This window comes from Rhodovulum sulfidophilum DSM 1374, from assembly GCF_001633165.1.
Classification (GTDB): domain Bacteria; phylum Pseudomonadota; class Alphaproteobacteria; order Rhodobacterales; family Rhodobacteraceae; genus Rhodovulum; species Rhodovulum sulfidophilum.
The window spans coordinates 2,562,604-2,581,642 of sequence record NZ_CP015418.1; the positions used below are offsets into that span (position 1 = coordinate 2,562,604).

Annotated in this window: 17 protein-coding genes; 11 read left to right on the forward strand and 6 right to left on the reverse strand. The window is 68.6% G+C overall.

Features of this window, described 5'->3' with window-relative positions:
- Nucleotides 1-20 precede the first annotated feature (20 nt).
- Nucleotides 21-1,148 carry a peptide chain release factor 2 gene (gene prfB / locus A6W98_RS12135; RefSeq protein ID WP_042461802.1) on the forward strand — a complete coding sequence of 376 codons (1,128 nt, stop codon included), beginning with the start codon at nt 21-23 and terminating at the stop codon, nt 1,146-1,148.
- A 186-nt stretch (nt 1,149-1,334) separates the two neighbouring features.
- Here the strand turns inward: prfB and A6W98_RS12140 are convergent, their stop codons facing one another.
- From A6W98_RS12140 to ccmI, 3 genes are read right to left on the reverse strand one after another with little or no spacing between them, the layout of a single operon-like run.
- Entirely contained in the window at nt 1,335-1,565 is a 231-nt protein-coding gene (locus A6W98_RS12140; RefSeq protein WP_042461804.1) for a DUF1289 domain-containing protein, read from the reverse strand.
- Entirely contained in the window at nt 1,562-2,041 is a 480-nt protein-coding gene (gene ruvX, locus A6W98_RS12145) for a Holliday junction resolvase RuvX (RefSeq protein WP_231098273.1), read from the reverse strand. Before ruvX ends, A6W98_RS12140 begins: the two co-directional genes overlap by 4 nt.
- Nucleotides 2,038-3,288, reverse strand: a complete 1,251-nt coding sequence (ccmI, locus tag A6W98_RS12150) for a c-type cytochrome biogenesis protein CcmI (protein ID WP_042461808.1) — start codon at nt 3,286-3,288, stop codon at nt 2,038-2,040. The genes ruvX and ccmI overlap by 4 nt, the downstream gene beginning before the upstream one ends.
- A 203-nt stretch (nt 3,289-3,491) precedes the next feature.
- On the opposite strand from ccmI, the gene A6W98_RS12155 reads away from it, so the two are divergent.
- From A6W98_RS12155 to A6W98_RS12180, 7 genes are all read left to right on the forward strand, one after another.
- Nucleotides 3,492-4,739 carry a sarcosine oxidase subunit beta family protein gene (locus A6W98_RS12155; RefSeq protein ID WP_042461811.1) on the forward strand — a complete coding sequence of 416 codons (1,248 nt, stop codon included), beginning with the start codon at nt 3,492-3,494 and terminating at the stop codon, nt 4,737-4,739.
- A 238-nt stretch (nt 4,740-4,977) separates the two neighbouring features.
- Nucleotides 4,978-5,151, forward strand: coding sequence for a hypothetical protein (locus tag A6W98_RS21130; RefSeq protein ID WP_155734794.1), 174 nt, complete (start codon nt 4,978-4,980; stop codon nt 5,149-5,151).
- Nucleotides 5,152-5,211: 60 nt separating this feature from the next.
- A complete protein-coding gene (locus A6W98_RS12160) occupies nt 5,212-5,541 on the forward strand; it encodes a sarcosine oxidase subunit delta (protein ID WP_042461812.1) in 330 nt (109 codons plus the stop codon).
- A complete protein-coding gene (locus A6W98_RS12165) occupies nt 5,538-8,546 on the forward strand; it encodes a sarcosine oxidase subunit alpha family protein (protein ID WP_042461813.1) in 3,009 nt (1,002 codons plus the stop codon). Before A6W98_RS12160 ends, A6W98_RS12165 begins: the two co-directional genes overlap by 4 nt.
- Nucleotides 8,539-9,114, forward strand: coding sequence for a sarcosine oxidase subunit gamma (locus tag A6W98_RS12170; RefSeq protein ID WP_042461815.1), 576 nt, complete (start codon nt 8,539-8,541; stop codon nt 9,112-9,114). The genes A6W98_RS12165 and A6W98_RS12170 overlap by 8 nt, the downstream gene beginning before the upstream one ends.
- A gap of 69 nt (nt 9,115-9,183) precedes the next feature.
- A complete protein-coding gene (locus A6W98_RS12175; protein WP_042461817.1) occupies nt 9,184-9,792 on the forward strand; it encodes a superoxide dismutase in 609 nt (202 codons plus the stop codon).
- Between the two features lie 121 nt (nt 9,793-9,913).
- On the forward strand, nt 9,914-10,375 hold the full coding sequence (locus tag A6W98_RS12180) for an acetyltransferase (RefSeq protein ID WP_042461819.1): 462 nt from the start codon (nt 9,914-9,916) through the stop codon (nt 10,373-10,375).
- 160 nt (nt 10,376-10,535) lie between these two features.
- Here A6W98_RS12180 and A6W98_RS12185 read toward each other — a convergent pair whose 3' ends face one another.
- From A6W98_RS12185 to A6W98_RS12195, 3 genes are all read right to left on the reverse strand, one after another.
- Nucleotides 10,536-11,105 (reverse strand): bactofilin family protein, encoded by a 570-nt coding sequence (locus tag A6W98_RS12185; RefSeq protein ID WP_042461821.1) that lies wholly within the window; start codon nt 11,103-11,105, stop codon nt 10,536-10,538.
- A complete protein-coding gene (locus tag A6W98_RS12190) occupies nt 11,095-12,435 on the reverse strand; it encodes a DUF5930 domain-containing protein (RefSeq protein ID WP_406678822.1) in 1,341 nt (446 codons plus the stop codon). The genes A6W98_RS12185 and A6W98_RS12190 overlap by 11 nt, the downstream gene beginning before the upstream one ends.
- A 266-nt stretch (nt 12,436-12,701) precedes the next feature.
- Nucleotides 12,702-13,175, reverse strand: a complete 474-nt coding sequence (locus A6W98_RS12195) for a peroxiredoxin (RefSeq protein WP_042461824.1) — start codon at nt 13,173-13,175, stop codon at nt 12,702-12,704.
- A 157-nt stretch (nt 13,176-13,332) separates the two neighbouring features.
- Between A6W98_RS12195 and A6W98_RS12200 the strand changes: the two genes are divergently transcribed.
- From A6W98_RS12200 to A6W98_RS12210, 3 genes are read left to right on the forward strand one after another with little or no spacing between them, the layout of a single operon-like run.
- Complete coding sequence (locus A6W98_RS12200) at nt 13,333-16,605, forward strand: YhdP family protein (RefSeq protein WP_042461826.1); 3,273 nt, start codon at nt 13,333-13,335, stop codon at nt 16,603-16,605.
- Complete coding sequence (queA, locus tag A6W98_RS12205) at nt 16,602-17,711, forward strand: tRNA preQ1(34) S-adenosylmethionine ribosyltransferase-isomerase QueA (protein ID WP_042461828.1); 1,110 nt, start codon at nt 16,602-16,604, stop codon at nt 17,709-17,711. Before A6W98_RS12200 ends, queA begins: the two co-directional genes overlap by 4 nt.
- 28 nt (nt 17,712-17,739) lie before the next feature.
- Nucleotides 17,740-19,023 (forward strand): MFS transporter, encoded by a 1,284-nt coding sequence (locus A6W98_RS12210; protein WP_042461831.1) that lies wholly within the window; start codon nt 17,740-17,742, stop codon nt 19,021-19,023.
- Nucleotides 19,024-19,039: the final 16 nt, after the last annotated feature.

Sequence of the window (19,039 nt, forward strand, 5' to 3'; positions counted from 1 at the left end):
TATCAGCGAGGCTTCGCCCGATGCGTGCAGAGGCGCAGAATACAGTCGAGGACATCCGCAAATCGCTTGGGCTTCTGGCCCAGCGTCTGGACTGGGAAACCGCCCAGCACCGGCTGGAAGAATTCAATGCCATGGCCGAGGATCCCGAGCTGTGGAACGACCCCGAACGCGCCCAGAAGCTGATGCGCGAGCGTCAGGCGCTGGTCGATGCGATCGATACCTACAAGGGCATCAGCCAGGAGCTCGAGGACAATATCGAGCTGATCGAGCTGGGCGAGGCCGAGGATGACCAGGAGGTGGTCCGGGAGGCCGAGACGGCGCTGAAGACGCTGCGCGAGACCGCCGCGGCGAAGGAGCTCGAGGCGCTGCTCGACGGCGAGGCCGATGGCAATGACACCTTCCTCGAGATCAACTCGGGCGCGGGCGGCACCGAAAGCTGCGACTGGGCCTCGATGCTGGCGCGGATGTATGTCCGCTGGGCCGAGAAGCACGGCTATGATGTCGAGCTGCAATCGGAAAGCGCGGGCGAGGAGGCGGGGATCAAGTCCGCCACCTACAAGATCACCGGGCGCAATGCCTATGGCTGGCTGAAATCGGAATCGGGCGTGCACCGGCTGGTGCGGATCTCGCCCTACGATTCGGCGGCGCGGCGGCATACCTCGTTCTCGTCGGTCTGGGTCTATCCGGTGGTCGACGACAATATCGAGATCGAGGTGAACCCTTCCGACATCCGGATCGACACCTACCGGTCCTCGGGGGCGGGCGGCCAGCACGTCAACACCACCGACTCGGCGGTGCGGATCACCCACATGCCCACCGGCATCGTCGTGACCAGTTCCGAGAAGTCGCAGCACCAGAACCGCGATATCGCCATGAAGGCCCTGAAATCGCGCCTGTATCAACAGGAGCTCGACAAGCGCAACGCCGAGATCAACGCCCAGCACGAGGCCAAGGGCGATGCTGGCTGGGGCAACCAGATCCGGTCCTACGTGCTGCAGCCCTATCAGATGGTGAAGGACCTGCGCACCGGGGTCGAGACCTCGGACACCCAAGGGGTTCTGGACGGCGATCTCGACCAGTTCATGGCCGCGACGCTGGCGCTGAAAGTGTCGGGCAAGAGCCGGGCCGAGGCGCAGGCCGAGGACTGATGCGGAAGGCGTCCCGGGCGCGCGTGGGCGGCGGTTCGCAGCCTCCGCCAGCCTTCCTGAGACCCCCTTTCTGAAACCGCCTTGCCAAGACCTCCCTGGCTAAAACCGACTTGCCGGATGCTGCCTTGCTGCCCCCGTCTTTCCGCTCTCGTCTTTCCGGGCGCGGTCTCGCGGGGGTCCGGCGCCTCAGCCGCGCTTGCGGCGCAACGCTCCTAGGGCGGCGGCGTCCGGGCTGATGCGGCCGCGACGCGCGGGCAGCTCGGCCATGATCCGGCGACGCTCGGCCGGGCTCATGCCGCCCCAATGGCCGATTTCCTCCATGCTGCGCAGGCAGCCCACGCAAAGGCGGCTGGCCGGGTCGACGCGGCAGGTGCGGATGCAGGGCGTCTCGATCGGAGCGGTGTCGTCGTCGGTCATGGCGTTGCGGTCAGGTTCCGTAATCTGTCGATAAGACCCTGAAGGATATATCCCGCGGCCACATGGTCAATGACCTCGGCCCGACGTCTGCGTGAGGTATCGGCCTCGAGCAGCGCGCGTTCGGCCGCCACCGTCGACAGCCGCTCGTCCCAGAAGCCGATCGGCAGCTCTGTCAGCCGCGACAGGTTGCGGGCGAAGGCGCGGGTCGACTGGCAGCGCGGGCCCTCGGTTCCGTCCATGTTGCGCGGCAGGCCCAGCACGATCCCGCCCGCTTCGCGCCCCGCGGCGATCTCCAGCACCCGCCCGGCATCGAGCGTGAACTTCTTGCGGCGGACGGTCTCCAGCGGCGTGGCGATCGACCAGAACGGGTCCGAGACCGCGACGCCGATGGTCTTCTCGCCGAAATCGAGCCCGATCAGCGCGGTCGGCGGACGGAGCGCGGCGGCGAATTCCTCGAGGTCGTCATGCACGCTCACTCGGCCACACCCGCGGATTGCGCGGCGGCGCGGATCGTGGCCAGCGCCTCGGGATCGGCGGCGAAGGTCTGGCGCGCCTCGGCCCAGATCGCCCCGGCCTGTTCGCTGTCGCCCAGCACGCCCAGCGCCCCGATCAGCCGCGCCCAGTCCTCGGGGCTGCCGCCCTGATCGGCCATCCGGGCCGAGAGCCGCGCGACCATGCCGCGGATCATCTCGTCCCGGGCCTCGGGCGTCATCTCGGCGGCGGCGGCGATATCCTCGGCGCTCGGGCCCGTCGCGGAACCGGGGGCGCCCGCCTCTGCGGGCATCGGCGGCAGCTGGTAGCGCTCGTCGCCGGCATACCAGGCGAGGTTCGGCATCTGCTCGCGCACGATGGGCAGCCAGGGATCGCCGGCATGCGACAGGCTCAGAAGCTCGCGCCAGACCCGGAAGGCGATGTCGGGCCGCCCGGTCTGGATATGCATGAGCCCCCAGTAATACAGCGCGGTGCCGTTCTGCGGGTTGCGGTTCAGCGCCTGTTCCAGCGCGGCCTCGGCCTCGGGCGAGACATAGCCGGAAGCGGCCAGCACCATCATGTCGGCCTCGGTTGCGTAATCGGCGGCGGTGGCCGAGCCGCCCTTGAGCGCGATCAGCCGCTTCTGGGCCTTGTAGGCGGCGCGGAAATTGCCAAGGGCTGCTTCGTTATGGGCCAGAAGCGCCAGCCCCTGCGGATCGTCGCCGCGTTGGGCCACGACCTCGCGGAGCTTCTTCACAAGCTCCAGATGCTCGGCATCGGGGGTGGGCAGGCCCGGCATCGGCGGCGCCTGCTCCTCGGCCTCGGCCTGTTTCATCCGGGTCGCGCGGTAATCTGCCGCTTCGGTCTTGCGCAGGTCGAGCGGCTGATCGGCATAGCCCGGCGCGCCATTGGCGCTGTAGGTGATCCAGGTTCCGCCCATCAGCACCGCCAGAACCGCGACGCCCGCGGCCAGGCTCAGCGCCTTCGGTGCCTGACCCGAGCCCGATTGCCGCGCAAGCTTGCGGTCGGCCTCCAGCACCCGGCGCGAGACCTCGGTGCGGATGCGCGCGGCCTCGTCCTCGGTGATGACGCCGCGGCCCAGATCGCGCTCGACCTCGTCGAGCTGGTCGCGATAGACGCGCAGGTCATAGGCGGCGGCCGGTTCGTCGCCGCGGCGGCCCCGGACCAGCGTCAGCGTCAGAACCGCGGCGATCACGGCGGCCATGCCGATGGCGACGACGATAAAGGTCATGGGAGTGCTGCCCTCTCTCTGCCTGTCCGCCCGATCTAGTATGCCTTGCCCGGTTTCGAAAGGCCAAAGCGTTCCGGCCCCTTGCACCCGGGCCGGTGTCGCGTTCTTTTGATGGCATGCCGCTGGCGGGCAGGGGGGCGCCGGAGCAGGGTGCTTAAACGGGGCGAAGCTGCCCGCAAAACCAAGGGGATTCGGCCGTGGCCATGAAACGCTATTCCGCATTCGCCATCGCCCGTGAGGCCGCAAGCTATCATGCGGGCTGGGAACGGGCCTGGACTTCGCCCGAGCCGAAGGACCGCTACGACGTGATCGTGGTGGGTGCCGGCGGGCACGGGCTCGCCACTGCCTATTATCTGGGCAAGAACCATGGCGTGCGAAATGCCGCAGTGATCGAGAAGGGCTGGCTGGGCGGCGGCAATACCGGCCGCAACACCACCATCATCCGCTCGAACTATCTGCAGGACCCCTCGGCCGCGATCTTCGAGAAGGCGCGCTCGCTTTATGACGGGCTCAGCCAGGATCTGAACTACAACGTGATGTTCAGCCCGCGCGGCGTCCTGATGCTGGCCCAGTCCGAGCACGAGGCCCGGGGCTGGAAGCGCACCGCGGCGGCCAATGTGCTGCAGGGGATCGACACGGAATATGTCGATGCGAAGCGCGTGAAGGAGATCGTGCCGATCATCAATATCGACGGGCCGCGCTATCCGGTCCTGGGCGGGCTCTGGCAGAAGCGCGGCGGGACCGCACGCCATGATGCCGTCGCCTGGGGCTATGCGCGGGCCTGCTCGGCGATGGGGATGGACATCCTGCAGCAATGCGAGGTCACGGCGATCCGGCAGAAGGCGGGCAAGGTCACGGGCGTTGCCACCACCAAGGGCGAGATCGGCTGCGGCAAGCTTGCCATCGTCGTGGCGGGCCATTCGGGGGTGCTGGCCGAGATGGCCGGCTTCCGGCTGCCGATCGAGTCGGTGGCGCTGCAGGCGCTTGTCTCGGAACCGATCAAGCCGGTGATCGACACCGTGGTCATGGCCAATACCGTGCATGGCTACATGAGCCAGTCCGACAAGGGCGAACTGGTGATCGGGGGCGGCGCCGACGGCTTCAACAATTACAGCCAGCGCGGCAGCTTCCAGCATGTCGAAGATACCATCCGCGCCCTGATCGAGACCTTCCCGATCATCTCGCGGCTGAAGATGCTGCGGCAATGGGGCGGCATCGTCGACATGACGGGCGACCGCTCGCCGATCATCTCGCCCACGCCGCTGGGCGACTGCTTCATCAATTGCGGCTGGGGCACCGGCGGGTTCAAGGCGATCCCCGGCTCGGGCTGGGCGATGGCCGAACTGGTGGCGAAAGGCAGGCCGGGGCCGCTTTCGGCCGAATTCGGGCTCGACCGTTTCGCCGAAGGTCGCTTCGTCGATGAAAGCGTCGCGGCGGGGGTGGCGCATTGACCCCGGATCCGCGCAGCGCCGTGACCGCACTCCCGGGCACAGGCGCGTCCGCCCGGCGCCGGGCCGTGCTGCGTCCGGTCGACCGCCCGGCACCCCGTTTTCAGCCCCTTGACGGAGGCGCGCCGGGCCTTTCCGACCTGAGCCGCGGTGTCGCAGACAGGCCCTCCGGTCCTTTGGTCGTCTTGACCCGTGGCGTGGTTTGCATAAGTTGCGCCGAAAGCAATTCGGAGAGCCGCGCATGTCTGACAATACCTCGAACGACGACGTCCTGGTGCCCGCATCCGCCGTCAAGTGGATCGCTCTGGCGGGCGGGATCCTGTTCCCGCTGTTCCTCGCCGTCGTGGGCGCCCATGTCTACTATGCCGGAAGCGGCAGCCAGCACGCCCAGGTCTTCCCGCTTCCCGAAGAATAAGCCGGGGGCCGCCTGCCGCGCCCCCGTCCGTCATGTCATGAACCGGACCGAGGGGGCGCGATGCTTGTCCTGACTTGTCCCTGCTGCGGCGCGACCGCAGAGGAAACCGAACTCGCGCCGGGCGGCGAAGCGCATATCGCGCGCGTCGGCCCCGGTGCGGATGCCTCGGCATTCGAGGCCTATCTCTTCCATCGCAAGAACCCCAGGGGCGTTCACTTCGAGCGCTGGCGCCATGCGCATGGCTGCGGCAAGTGGTTTCATGCCGCGCGCAATACCGTGACCCTCGAGGTCTACGGCACCTATCCGGCCCAGACCCCCGAACCGCCGCGAGAGCTTCTCGAGAAGATCGCGGCAAAGGTCCCGGGCTTCGATCCGGAGGCACGGACATGAGCTTTCGTCTTCCTTCGGGCGGCCGCCTGATCGACCGCAGCGCGCGGCTCGGCTTCACCTTCGACGGCGCCGAATGCGACGGGTTTGCCGGCGACACGCTGGCCTCGGCGCTTTTGGCCAATGACCGGATGCTGGTCGGACGCTCCTTCAAGTATCACCGCCCGCGCGGCATCGTCGCCTCGGGCGCCGAAGAGCCCAACGCCCTGGTCGGGCTTGGCAGCCGCGGCCGGTATGAGCCGAACCAGCGCGTGACCACGACCGAGCTCTTCGACGGGCTTGAAGCCGAAAGCCAGAACCGCTTTCCCTCGCTTGCCTTCGATATCGGCGCGATCAACAGCCGGCTTGCGCGGTTCCTGCCGGCAGGCTTCTATTACAAGACCTTCCTGAAGCCCGCCGCCTTCTGGGAACATGTCTACGAGCCGCTGATCCGTCGTTCGGCCGGGCTGGGCCGCGCACCTGACGAACCCGATCCCGACAGCTACGAACATTTCCACGTCCATACCGATGTGCTGATCGTCGGCGGCGGCGTCGCGGGGCTGCAGGCGGCGCTGGTCGCGGGCCGGTCCGGGGCGCGGGTGCTGCTGGTCGAGCAAAGCCCGCATTGGGGCGGGCGCGCGGCCGTGGACGGGGTCGAGATCGAGGGTCATCCGGCCGAGAACTGGGTGGCCGAGACGGTCGCGGCGCTGAAGCGGCTGTCCAATGTCACGCTCCGGCTGCGCTGTCAGGGCGCGGGGATCTACGATCACGGTTTCGCGCTGGCGCATGAGCGTCTCAGCGATCATGCCCCGGGCAGCGCGGGGCCGCGGCATCGGCTGTGGAAGATCCGCACCAGGCAGGTGATCGTCGCCGCAGGCGCCATCGAGCGGCCCCTGGCCTTCCCCGGCAATGACGTGCCCGGGGTGATGCTGGCCTCGGCCATGCGCGACTATGTCGAGAACTGGGCGGTGGCGCCCGGTCGGCGCAGCGTGGTGCTGACCAATAATGACGACGCCTATCGCACCGCGCTTTGCCTGCTAGAGGCGGGGCTCGAGGTGCACGCGATCCTCGACACCCGTGCCGAAGCGACGGGTCCGCTGCCCGAGATCGCCCGCAAGGCCGGGATCCAGGTCCGGACCGGCATGACCGTGGTCGATGTCGCGGGCGGCAAGCGGGTGCGCTCGGTCGGGATCGGTCCGGTCGACGGCAAGGGCTATCCGACCGACCGCATCGCCTGCGACGCGGTGGCGATGTCGGGCGGCTGGTCGCCGGTGGTGCATCTGTGGTCGCAGGCCGGGGGCAAGCTTTTCTGGGACCCGAAACAGTCCAGCTTCCGCCCCGATGCGGACCGCGCGCCGAAATCCCATGACGGCGAGACCTTCGTTCATGCGGCGGGCAGCGCCAATGGCGCGCTTTTGGCCAAGCGCTGTCAGCTGGATGCGGGCCGGGCCGGGGCGGCGGCGGCACTGGCCGCGGGCTATGATGCCGAGCCGGTCGACGCGGTCGCCGCGGCGCCCGAGCAGCAGCCGATCGAGCCCGCCTGGATATTGCCGCGCCGGGCCGGGCCCGATCTGCGGATGAAGATGTTCCTCGACTATCAGAACGACGTGAAGGTCTCTGACGTGCAGCTGGCCGCGCAGGAGGGCTATGAAAGCGTCGAGCACACCAAGCGCTACACCACGCTCGGGATGGCCACGGATCAGGGAAAGATAAGCAACGTCAACGGCCTGGCGGTTCTTGCTGAGGCATTGGGTGAAGATATTCCGGCGGTCGGCACCACCACCTTCCGCCCGCCCTATACGCCCCTGACCTTCGGCGCCATCGCGGGGCCGGGCATCGGCGCCACCTTCCAGCCCGAACGGCGCACGCCGCTGCAGGACTGGCACGAGGCGCAGGGCGCCTATTTCGAACCTGTCGGCCATTGGCGCCGCCCCTATTGCTATCCGGCCAGAGGTGAAAGCCATGGCAAGGCGGTACGGCGCGAAATTCGCGCGGTGCGCGACGCCGTGGGGCTGCTCGACGCCTCGACCTTGGGCAAGATCCTCGTCAAGGGCCCCGATGCCGGGCGCTTCCTCGACCGGGTCTATACCAACATGATGTCGAGCCTGAAGGTCGGGCGCTGCCGCTACGGTCTGATGTGCTCGGAAAACGGCTTCCTGATGGATGACGGCGTGGTGGTGCGGCTGTCCGAGGACAGCTTCCTCTGCCACACCACCTCGGGCGGGGCCGAGCATGTGCATCAGCACATGGAGGAATGGCTGCAGACCGAATGGTGGGACCTCAAGGTTCATGTGGTCAACCAGACCGAGCAATTCGTCCAGATCGGCATTGCCGGCCCGAAGGCGCGCGAGGTGCTGGAGCGTCTCGGCGGGATGGATCTGTCGAAGGAGGCGTTGCCCTTCATGGCCTGGGCCGAGGGCGAGCTTGGCGGTTTCCCGGTGCGGGTCTACCGGATTTCCTTCTCGGGCGAGCTGAGCTTCGAGGTCGCGATCCGGGCCGGGCAGGGGCGGGCCTTCTGGGACGCCTGTCTGGAGGCGGGGGCCGATCTGGGCATCGCGCCCTATGGCACCGAGGCGCTGCATGTGCTGCGGGCCGAGAAGGGCTTCATCATGATCGGCGACGAAAGCGACGGCACGGTCATTCCGCAGGATCTGGGGCTCGACTGGGCGGTGTCGAAGAAGAAGGACGACTTCATCGGCAAGCGCGCGCAGGAGCGCAGCCATATGACCGACCCCGGGCGCTGGAAGCTCGTGGGGCTCGAGACTCTCGACGGCTCGGTCCTGCCCGACGGGGTCTATGCCGCGGCCTCCGGGCGCACCGCCAATGGCCAGCGCAACACCCAGGGCCGGGTCACGTCGAGCTATTATTCGCCGACCTTGAGGCGGGGCATTGCGCTGGGGCTGGTCCTGCACGGGCCCGAGCGCATGGACGAGGTGATCGACTTCACCTGCGCCGATGGCAGCACGGTCCGGGCGCGGATCGTCAGCCCGGTCTTCTACGACCCGGAAGGGGAGAAACAGAATGTCTGAACCCGTGACCGCGCTGGGCGGCGCCTGCATCGAGGGGCTGGTCCGCATCGTCGAACAGCCGCTGCAGGGCATGATCGCGCTCAAGGGCGATCTGGCCGATGCCAAGATCCGAAATGCCGCGACCGGCGTCACCGGCATCGACCTGCCTGGACCGCTCGAGGGGCGTGTCGAGGGCGAGCGGGGGCTGGCCTGGATGGCGCCGGACGAGCTTTTGCTGTTCGTGCCCTATGCCGAGGTCGCGCGCACCATGGACACCATCGGCCGGGCGCTGAAGGGCCGTCACGCGACGCTGGCCGACATGTCGGATGCGCGCGCCGTCTTCCGGCTTGACGGCGCCGCCGGGCGCGAGGTTCTGGCCCGGCTCACTCCGGCCGACATGGCGCCCGAGGCCTTCTGGCCGGGCCGGTTCCGCCGCAGCCGTCTGGGCCAGGTGCCGGCCGCGATCTGGTGCGAAAGCCCCGATCGCTTCGGACTGATCTGTTTCCGCTCGGTGGCCGTATATGTTCGTGACCTTCTGACTGCGGCCGCGGCTGCGCCGCCTGTCGGGTATTTCCCGGCGGGGGGTTGACGTTCGCGCTTTGCGACCTCCATCTAGGGCCAAAGTGACGCAGTTTGTTAACCAAGAAGGAGGTCTTCAATGGCTTTCGAACTCCCGGCCCTTCCCTATGCTCACGACGCCCTTGCCGATAGCGGCATGTCGAAGGAAACGCTGGAATACCATCACGATATTCACCACAAGGCCTATGTCGATAACGGCAACAAGCTGATCGAGGGCACCGAATGGGCCTCGAAATCGGTCGAGGACATCGTGAAGGGCACCTATCAGAGCGGCGCGGTCGCCCAGTCGGGGGTCTTCAACAACGCCTCGCAGCACTGGAACCACAGCCAGTTCTGGGAAATGATGACGCCGAAGCCGGTGGCGATGCCCTCCGAGCTTGAAGCCCGCCTCAAGGACGCCTTCGGCACGGTCGAGAAGTTCAAGGAAGACTTCGCCGCCGCGGGCGCCGGCCAGTTCGGGTCCGGCTGGGCCTGGCTGGTGGTCGATACCGACGGCACGCTGAAGGTCACCAAGACCGAGAATGGCGTGAACCCGCTCTGCTTCGGCCAGACCGCGCTTCTGGGCTGCGATGTGTGGGAGCATTCCTACTATATCGACTTCCGCAACAAGCGCCCGGCCTACCTGACCAACTTCCTCGAAAAGCTGGTCAACTGGGAAAACGTGGCCGAGCGCCTGTCCAAGGCCTGATCGGCCCCGGGCCCTCGGGCCCGACCGCCATTGCCCCCGCCCGGCGCGCAGCCGCGGCGGGGGTTTTCGTTTTGCGGGAAAGGCGATGGCGGGGGCGTTCGGCGGCTGCTAGGAGGCGGGCATGGAAAATTTGCGCCCCTCGACACCCAAGGACATGCCCCGCGTCATCGACATCTGGCGCCGCGCCGTCGATGCCACCCACGGGTTCCTCGCCCCGGAGGACCGTGCCGCCATCGAGCGCGAGCTTGCCGTCTTCCTTCCGACGGTGCCGCTCTGTCTGGCGGTCGACGATGCGGATGTCCCGCAGGGCTTCATGCTTTTGCATCAGGGGCATATGGAGGCGCTTTTCGTCGATCCGGCCTGCCATGGCCGGGGCATCGGCTCGGCCCTGATCCGCTTTGCCCTGAAGGCGCATCCCGGGCTCACCACCGATGTGAACGAAGCCAACCGGCGCGCGCTGGCCTTCTACGAGGCGAGAGGGTTCGAGAAGACCGGCCGTTCGGCCCTGGACGGGCAGGGGCGGCCCTATCCGCTTGTCCATCTGCGTCATCGAAGCGCCGCATCGGCCCCCTCCGATACCTGAAGCCAGAGATACTGAGGTCTTGAGACAGTGAAGGCCGCCCCTGAGGACGGCCTTGCATTTTCGTTACCGGTGCTTCGGGGATCCGTGATCAAGGCCCCGCCCATCCCGTTCAAGGGGCGGCACGGGGCCTTGAAACCTCCTCCCCGGAGCTCGTCGTTCTTCAGACCTTGGGCGCGCCCTCGGCGGGTTTGCCGGCGGCGGTCGGCGCCGCAGCGGCGCTGCCTTGCTGCGGCCGCGGCTGTTGCGCTTGACCGGCGGGGGCCTGTTGGGCCCGCTTGCCGGTGTTCAGCGGATCGTCCTGACGCTGCACCGACCCTTCGAAATGCGCACCGCTTTCGATGGCGATGGTCTTGTGGATGATGTCGCCCTCGACCCGGGCGGTCGAGGTCAGGCGCACCTTCAGCCCGCGCACCCGGCCGATCACCCGGCCGTTGATGACGACGTCATCGGCAACGACCTCGCCGCGCACGGTGGCATTCTCGCCAACGGTCAGCAGATGGGCCGAGATGTCGCCATCGATCGTGCCCTCGATCTGGATGTCGCCGGTGGTCTTGAGATTGCCGGTGACGACGAGGTCGGAAGAGAGCATCGAGGCCGGCGGCTTGGCCCGCGGCGCCGAGGGGATGGGGGCGTCGCCGGAGCGTGGCGCGGTGGGCGCTTCGAATGCCTTTGCCTTCTCGGCCTCGCCGGCCTTCGGCCCGGGCTCGTTGATCCTGCTCTTAGAAAACATTTCTGGCTGCCTTGATATAGGTCATCGGGTTCACGGGTTTCCCGTCGACGCGCACCTCGTAATGCAGATGGGTGCCGGTCGACCGTCCGGAATTTCCCATATCACCGATCCGGTCCCCGCGCGAGACCCTTTGGCCCGCCTTGACCCGGATCTTGGACATGTGACCGTAGCGGGTGACGATGCCGAATTCGTGCCGGATCTCGACCATGCGGCCATAGCCCGACACCCATTGCGCCCGGACCACGACACCGTCGGCGGTGGAATAGATCGGCGTGCCATAGGCCGAGGCCATGTCGGTGCCCTCATGCATGCGACTGCCGCCGAGGGTCGGGTGAGTCCGAATGCCGAACGGGCTGGTCAGCCGGTAGCTCGATTTCAGCGGCTGCGCGAAGGGCAGTTTCTCGGCCGCGATGCGATACATGTTGATCTCGTCGAGCCTGCCCATGATCGCGCGGGCGCGGATCTCGTCGGGAGACAGCTCGGTGGCCGAGCCCTTGCTCGAGACCGACAAGGGCGTCAGCGGGCCGCCGACGCCGGAATAGCCCTGACGCACGCGGTTGAGGATGCTCTTGGTGTTCAGCCCGGCCGCCTTGAACATCTTGTCGAGCGGCGTCATCGAGACCGTCAGCGCCTCTTCGAGCGAGGTGAAGATCTGGTCGTTGCGCTCGGCATCGAGCTCGCGTTCATAGGCGATGGCCTGGACCATCTCATAGGCCGAGGCGGCGTCTTCGGCGACCTTGTCGCGTTCGGCCGAGGTCTCATCGAGCGCGGCGGTGAGGAAGGTCAGGGTCTGTTCCAGATCTGCCGGGCGCGGGCCGTCGGCGAGACCGGTCTCGCCGGCCAGCTGGGCAGCGAGCTCGATGCTCCGGTCTTGCGCGGCGTCGCGTTCGGCCAGGGTCCGGCGCAGCGTCGCCTGCAGCACGGTCATCCCGGTTTCCAGCTCGCGGCGACGCTCTTCCGAGGCCAGCAGCGCCGATTGCATCTTGGAGACCTCGTCGAGCGCGAGGTTGAAACGGTCCTGCGCCTGGCGGACGGCCTCGGCGCGGCGGTCTCGCTCGGCGGCGATGGCGTTCAGGCGGCTGTCGTAAAGCGCCTGCTCGCGGCGCGCCTGGTCGCGGATGTTTCCCGACCCGACCTGGTCGATCAGGAGGATCGAGCTAGCTACCATCGTCCAGGCCACAAGCGCCGTGGTGCCCGACAGCGCCGCCGCCTGGGTCAGGGGAGACAGCCGGACAAAGCGCGTGCTTTGCTCCGACCGCAGGAATAGCCTTTTTTCAGGAAGGTAGCGCCCGAGCGCCACATCGATGCGGTGAAGAAAACGCGCCGTCAATGTCTGCCTCATCTGCCCGTTTGGGGTCCGGTTCAGACGCTCCGCAGCGGGGACGCCTCGGCCCCGTTCCTATCCAGAGCCCCGGTCTGCTGCAAGGATTTTAAGCCTTTTTCAGTGTTTTGGGGGAAAAGCAGGCGGAGATCGGCAAAAATCCGCCGATTGACACAGAGTTGTCTCATCTATGGCATGTCTGCCACAGAGCCGGTTCGGCCCGATGGATCCGGGACCGAAGGCCCCCTCCGGGCGGGGCCGGAGGGGGCGGGTGTTCAGAGCGCGCGTACCGCCTCTAGGACCTCTTCGGCATGGCCCGGCACCTTCACCTTGCGCCAGATCCGCGCGATCCGGCCTGTGCCGTCGATCAGGACCGTGGCCCGCTCGATCCCCATGAAGCGCTTGCCGTACATGGATTTCTCGACCCAGACGCCATAGCGCTCGCAGACATCGCCGTCCTCGTCCGACAGAAGCGGCACGCTCAGCTCGTGCTTGCTGCGGAACTTGCCATGTTTGGCGAGGCTGTCCTTCGAAATGCCGAAGACGCGCGCCCCCGCGGCCTCGAACTCGGCCAGCAATCCCGAGAATGCGATGGCTTCCTTCGTGCAACCCGACGTGTCATCCTTCGGGTAGAAATAAAGCACGACCGGCGCCGGGCGCTGCGCCGAAAGGGTGACGGGCGCGCCATCGTCGCGGGGCAGGGTGAAATCGGGGGCGGTCTGGCCGGCCTCTGTCAGGGTGTCGGGCATGGTCGGGTCTTTCCTCCTTGGTCGTCGGTTGGTGACGGGTTGGCAGAACGGCGCCATGGGTCCATAGGTGCAGCGCGACGGGGCAGAGAATAGGCGCCGCGCAGAGGCAGGCAAGACGGGAGCGGACCGGCCGCGAGGCGGCCTCGGGTCCGGAGGCATGAGCGAGAGAGAGTCACCTTCCGACGGATCCGGGCGGCCCCCGCATCAGCGCCTCGGGTTGGGGCTGCTGCTTGGCCTGGCGATGCTGGCCGGGGCGCTGGGGCTTGCCGCGCTGGTGCTGACCGAGCGGATGCTGGTGCTGCCGGACTGGGCCGTCGCGCGGGTCGAGGCCCGGGTCAATGCCGAGATTTCGCCGCTGATGCTCGGGCTCGACAGCGTGGGCCTGAGGCTGTCGCGCAGCGAGGCGCCGCTGGTGCGGCTGGGCGGGGTGACGCTGACCGATGCGGCCGGGCGCGAGGTCCTGCGCCTGCCGCGGGCCGAGGCGCGGCTCGATGCGCGCGCTCTTCTGGGGCGGCGGCTCGAGGTGTCCCATCTGGCGCTGACCGGGGCCGAGGTCACGCTGCGCCGGGGTGCCGACGGTCGGATCGACCTTGCGCTGGGCGGCACCGGCGCGCCGCTCGGGATCGGCGGCAGCCTGGCCGAGATCCTGGACCAGATCGACCGCAGCTTCGACGCGCCCGCGCTGGCGCCGCTGCGCTCGGTCAGTGTCGAGGGGCTGGCGCTGACCTATGTCGATGCCCGGGCAGACCGGACCTGGCGGGTCGAGAACGGGCTGATGACGCTTGATCAGACGGCCGAGGCGGTGGTGGCGCAGGCCTTCTTCTCGCTGCGCGGCGCGGGCGCTGTCGCCTCGGAATTCGCCTTCGGCTTCACCTCGTTCCGGGGCAGTCCCGCGGCGCGGCTTTCCGCCGGGTTCTCGGATGTGCCCTCGGCCGACATCGCCACCCAGTCGCCCGCGCTGGCGCCGCTGGCGCTGATCGAGGCGCCGATCTCGGGGGCGATGCGCAGCGAGATCGACGAAAGCGGCCGGATCGGCGACCTGACGGCGGCGCTCGAGATCGGGCAGGGGGCGCTGACCCCGCCGGGCGGGGCGGCGCCGATCCGCTTCGACTCGGCCCAGAGCCAGTTCACCTATGACGCGCGCGAGGGCCGGATCGAGCTGTCGCGGATCTCGCTCGATACCGCCGCGCTGCGGCTGGCGGGCAAGGGCCATGCCGATCTGGTCGCGCCGGGCGGCGGCTGGCCCGAGGCGCTTGTGGCGCAGCTGCGCTTCGGCGAGGTCGGGCTCGATCCCGAGGGTCTGTTCGAGACCCCGGCCGCGTTCCCGGGCGGCGCGCTCGACATCAAGATCGCGCTCGATCCGTTCGAGGCGGAGATCGGGCAACTGGTGCTGAGCGACGAAGAGGGCAGCTATCGCGCCTCGGGCCGGGTGCGCGCGCTGCCGGGGGGCTGGGATCTGACGATGAGCGCCGATCTCGACAGCATCGATCACCGGCGGCTGCTGGCGCTCTGGCCGGTGGGCATGGCGAAGGGCGCCCGCGACTGGCTGTCCGCGAACCTGCAGGGAGGCGTGCTTTACGACGCCCATCTCGGGCTTCGGCGGTCGCCGGGCGGCCCGTCCCGGCTGGCGCTCGGGGCGCGCATCCGCGATGCCGTCGTCCGTTTCCTGCCGGAATTCCCGCCGCTCCGCGACGGTCGGGGCTATCTGGCGATCGAGGATCGCAGGCTGACGGTGTCGGCCGAGGGCGGCCGCGTCGAGGCGCCCGGGGGCGGGCCGGTGACGGTCGCGGGCTCGACGATGGAGATCCCCGATCTCGCGGCCGATCCGGTGGAGGCGGTCTTTGCGCTGAAGACCGAGGGCACGATCCCGGCGGCCCTGTCGCTGATCGACCTGCCGCCCCTGACCCTTGCGCACCGGGCCAAGCTGCCTGCGCATCCCGCCGAGGGCCGCGCGCGGATGGCGGTCGGGTTGCGGCTGCCGCTGATCCGCGATCTGCCGATCGAGAAGGTGGGCTACCGGGTCGCGGGCGTGCTGGAGGATGTCGTCTCCGACACTCTCGTGCCCGGTCGCCGCCTGAGCGCCCCGCGTCTCGATCTGCGCGCCGATGACGAGGAGGTGTCGGTCTCCGGCGCGGCGGCGCTTGACGGCGTGCCGCTTCGCGCGCGCTGGAGCCGCGCCATGACCGGCAGCGCGGCGTCGGCGATTACCGGCACGGTCGAGCTTTCCGAGCGCGCCAACAAGGCCTTCGGGCTTGGCCTGCCCGAGGGCAGCCTGTCGGGTGCCACGCGCGGGACCTTCACGCTGGATCTTGCGCCCGGTGCCCCGCCCAAGCTCGATCTCAGCTCGGATCTGACCGGGCTCGGGCTTCGGCTCGACGCGGTCGGCTGGTCGAAACCCGCCGCACGCGCGGGCCGGCTGACGCTTGAGGCGCGCCTCGGCGAGACGCCTGCGGTCGAGCGGCTGTCCCTCGAGGCGCCGGGATTGTCGGCCGAGGGACAGGTCTCGCTCAGGCCGGGCGGCGGGCTCGATACCGCGCGGTTCTCGCAGGTCCGGCTTGGCGGCTGGCTCGACGCGGCGGTGACGCTGACGGGGCAGGGCGCGGACAGGCCGCCTGCGGTGGCCGTCACCGGCGGCAGTGCCGATCTCGCGGCGATGCCGCAGCGGTTCGGGGCGGGCGGCGGCGGCGCGGTGGACGGGACCGTCGCGGTCGCGCTCGACCGGGTGCGGGTCGGCAACGGTCTGCAACTGACCGGCGTGCGGGGCCAGCTGAGCGGCAGCTCGGGCGGGTTCGAGGCGCGGGTCGCGGGCCGGGCGCCGATCTCGGTGTCGCTGATGCCGGCACGCTCGGGCATGGCGGTGCGGGTGCGCTCGGCCGATGCGGGCGCGGTGCTGGGGGCTGCGGGGATCTACGGCCGGGCCAGCGGCGGGACGCTCGATCTGGTGCTGAACCCGACCGGCAAGGCCGGGCATTACGACGGCAATGCCCGGATCGCCAATCTTCGGGTCGGCGGCACGCCGGTCACGGTCGAGCTGCTCAGCGCGATTTCGGTGATCGGCATTCTTGAACTGCTCGACGGCGAGGGGCTGTCCTTCAGCGATGTCGAGGCGCAGTTCCGGCTGGTGCCCGGCGCGGTCGAGATCCGCCAGGGCAGCGCGATCGGGCCCTCCCTCGGGGTGTCGCTGCAGGGGGTCTACCTGACCGGCTCGAAGCGGATGGATTTCCGGGGCGTGCTGTCGCCGGTCTACATGTTCAACGGCATCGGCTCGGTCCTGACCCGCAAGGGCGAAGGGCTTCTGGGGTTCAACTTCTCGCTGAAGGGCGATCCGGCCGATCCCGAGGTCGGGGTCAACCCGCTTTCGATCCTGACGCCGGGGATGTTCCGCGAGCTCTTCCGCAGCCCCGCGCCGCGGCTTAAAGAGGCGCCATGAAACTTTCCGATTTCGATTTCGATCTGCCCGAGGCGCTGATCGCCACGCGGCCTGTCCGTCCGCGCTCTGCGGCCCGGCTGCTGGTGGCCGAGGGCGACGCGATCCGCGATCTGCAGGTGCGCGACCTTGCCGATCTGCTGGGGCCCGGCGACCGGCTGGTGCTGAACGATACAAGGGTGATCCCGGCGCGGCTCTCGGGGCTCCGGCGGCGCGAGACCGGCCAGGGACCGGCCGAGGCGCGGGTCGAGGTCACGCTGATGGAGCCTGCCGCCGGCGGGCAGTGGCGCGCGATGGCGCGACCCCTGAAGAAGCTGAGGCCCGGCGACCGGATCAGGTTTTCGGACGCGCTCTCGGCCGAGGTCGTGGCGCGCGGACCCGAGGATGCGACGCTGGCCTTCGACTGTGAGGGCGCGGCCTTCGATGCGGCGCTGGCCGAGGCGGGGGCGATGCCGCTGCCGCCCTATATCGCCGCCCGCCGCCCGGCCGATGCGCAGGACCGCGAAGACTATCAGACGGTCTGGGCCGCGCGGCCCGGGGCGGTCGCGGCGCCCACGGCCTCGCTCCATTTCGACGCGGCCCTGCTGGCGGCGCTGGAGGCCAAGGGCGTGGCCTTCACCCATGTGACCCTGCATGTCGGCGCGGGCACCTTCCTGCCGGTCAAGGTCGACGATGTGTCCGAGCACCGGATGCATGCCGAATGGGGCGAGGTTTCGGAGGCCGCCGCCGCCGAGATCAACGCCACCCGCGCCGCGGGCGGGCGGATCATCCCGGTCGGGACCACCGCGCTGCGGCTGATCGAGAGCGCGGCCGTCGCGGAGGACCGGATCGCGCCCTGGCGGGGCGAGACCGACATCTTCATCCGGCCCGGTTACCAGTTCCGGCTGACCGATGCGCTGATCACCAATTTCCATCTGCCGCGCTCGACGCTGCTGATGCTGGTCTCGGCGCTGATGGGCTGCGCGCGTATTCGGAAAATTTACCTTCATGCTGTTGAACATGGGTATCGTTTCTTCTCCTATGGCGACGCGTCGCTTCTGATTCCGCCGGGTCGGGACCGGCGGGACAGCAGTCGCCCCAAAGCCCCCCCATCCGGCCCGACCGCGTAAGATCGCAAGACTGCGAAAGGACATTTCCTTGTTCAAGGTGTTGGCAAGCTCCTGGGCCCTTCTGCTGGGCATTCTTCTGCTCATGGTCGGCAACGGTATCCAGGGCACGCTTCTGGGGATCCGCGGCGGGATCGAGGGCTTCTCGACCTACGAGATGTCGATGGTGATGTCGGCCTATTTCCTGGGCTTCCTCGGCGGCTCGCGGCTTGCTCCCGAGATGATCCGCCGGGTCGGGCATATCCGTGTCTTCGCCGCGCTGGGCTCGTTCATCTCGGCCGTGCTGATCCTTTACCCCGCCTGGACCGACCCGCTGGCCTGGACCATCGGGCGGGTGCTCATCGGGTTCTGCTTCTCGGGCGTCTATGTCACCGCGGAAAGCTGGCTGAACAACTCCGCCTCGAACGAGACCCGGGGGCAGGCGCTGTCGCTTTACATGATCACCCAGATGGCGGGGATCGTCGCGGCGCAGGGGCTTTTGCTGACCGCCGATCCCAGCGGCTTCATCCTGTTCATCATCCCCTCGGTGCTGGTGTCGATCTCGTTTGCGCCGATCCTTCTCTCGGTCAGCCCGACGCCGCCCTTCGAGACGACGAAACCGATGAAGCTGCGCGATCTGATCCGGATCTCGCCCACCGGCACGGTCGGCGTCTTCCTGATCGGGGGCGTGTTCTCGGCGCTGTTCGGGATGGCCTCGGTCTTCGGCTCGGAGGCGGGGCTGTCGGTGGCCGAGATCTCGGCCTTCGTTGCCACGATCTATCTCGGCGGTCTGCTGTGCCAGTACCCGATCGGCTGGCTTTCGGACCGGATCGACCGGCGTACCCTGATCCTGGCGGCCGCCGCCATCGGCGCGGCCGCGGCGGGCGCCGCGATCGTGGTGGGAACGAATTATGGCGCGCTCCTGACCGCGGCTTTCGTCATCGGCGGCATGTCGAACCCGCTTTACTCGCTGCTGATCGCCTATACCAACGACTATCTCGAACCCGAGGACATGGCCGCGGCGTCGGGCGGGATGCTGTTTCTCAACGGCGTCGGCGCGATCGTTGGGCCGCTGGTGACAGGCTGGGCCATGGGCGTGATCGGGCCCGGCGGGTTCTTTCTCTTCATCGCGGTCCTGATGACCTCGCTGGCGGTGTTCACGGCCTTCCGGATGACCCAGCGCGCGCCGGTTCCGGTCGACGAGACCGGCAGCTATGCGCCGGTGCTGCCTTCGGCCACGCCGGTTGCCGTCGAACTGGCCCAGGAATTCGCCATAGATGCCGCACAGGACGACCAGGACAGCGCGTCCTCCGGCGGCTCGCAAACGCCGGGCTGAGCGGTTGGACGGCTTG

Coding starts and splice junctions, on each gene's coding strand:
- prfB (WP_042461802.1), top strand. CDS start 21: ATGCGTGCAGAGGCGCAGAATACAGTCGAGGACATCCGCAAATCGCTT.
- A6W98_RS12140 (WP_042461804.1), bottom strand. CDS start 1,565: ATGACCGACGACGACACCGCTCCGATCGAGACGCCCTGCATCCGCACC.
- ccmI (WP_042461808.1), bottom strand. CDS start 3,288: ATGACCTTTATCGTCGTCGCCATCGGCATGGCCGCCGTGATCGCCGCG.
- A6W98_RS12155 (WP_042461811.1), top strand. CDS start 3,492: ATGAAACGCTATTCCGCATTCGCCATCGCCCGTGAGGCCGCAAGCTAT.
- A6W98_RS21130 (WP_155734794.1), top strand. CDS start 4,978: ATGTCTGACAATACCTCGAACGACGACGTCCTGGTGCCCGCATCCGCC.
- A6W98_RS12160 (WP_042461812.1), top strand. CDS start 5,212: ATGCTTGTCCTGACTTGTCCCTGCTGCGGCGCGACCGCAGAGGAAACC.
- A6W98_RS12165 (WP_042461813.1), top strand. CDS start 5,538: ATGAGCTTTCGTCTTCCTTCGGGCGGCCGCCTGATCGACCGCAGCGCG.
- A6W98_RS12170 (WP_042461815.1), top strand. CDS start 8,539: ATGTCTGAACCCGTGACCGCGCTGGGCGGCGCCTGCATCGAGGGGCTG.
- A6W98_RS12175 (WP_042461817.1), top strand. CDS start 9,184: ATGGCTTTCGAACTCCCGGCCCTTCCCTATGCTCACGACGCCCTTGCC.
- A6W98_RS12180 (WP_042461819.1), top strand. CDS start 9,914: ATGGAAAATTTGCGCCCCTCGACACCCAAGGACATGCCCCGCGTCATC.
- A6W98_RS12185 (WP_042461821.1), bottom strand. CDS start 11,105: ATGTTTTCTAAGAGCAGGATCAACGAGCCCGGGCCGAAGGCCGGCGAG.
- A6W98_RS12195 (WP_042461824.1), bottom strand. CDS start 13,175: ATGCCCGACACCCTGACAGAGGCCGGCCAGACCGCCCCCGATTTCACC.
- A6W98_RS12200 (WP_042461826.1), top strand. CDS start 13,333: ATGAGCGAGAGAGAGTCACCTTCCGACGGATCCGGGCGGCCCCCGCAT.
- queA (WP_042461828.1), top strand. CDS start 16,602: ATGAAACTTTCCGATTTCGATTTCGATCTGCCCGAGGCGCTGATCGCC.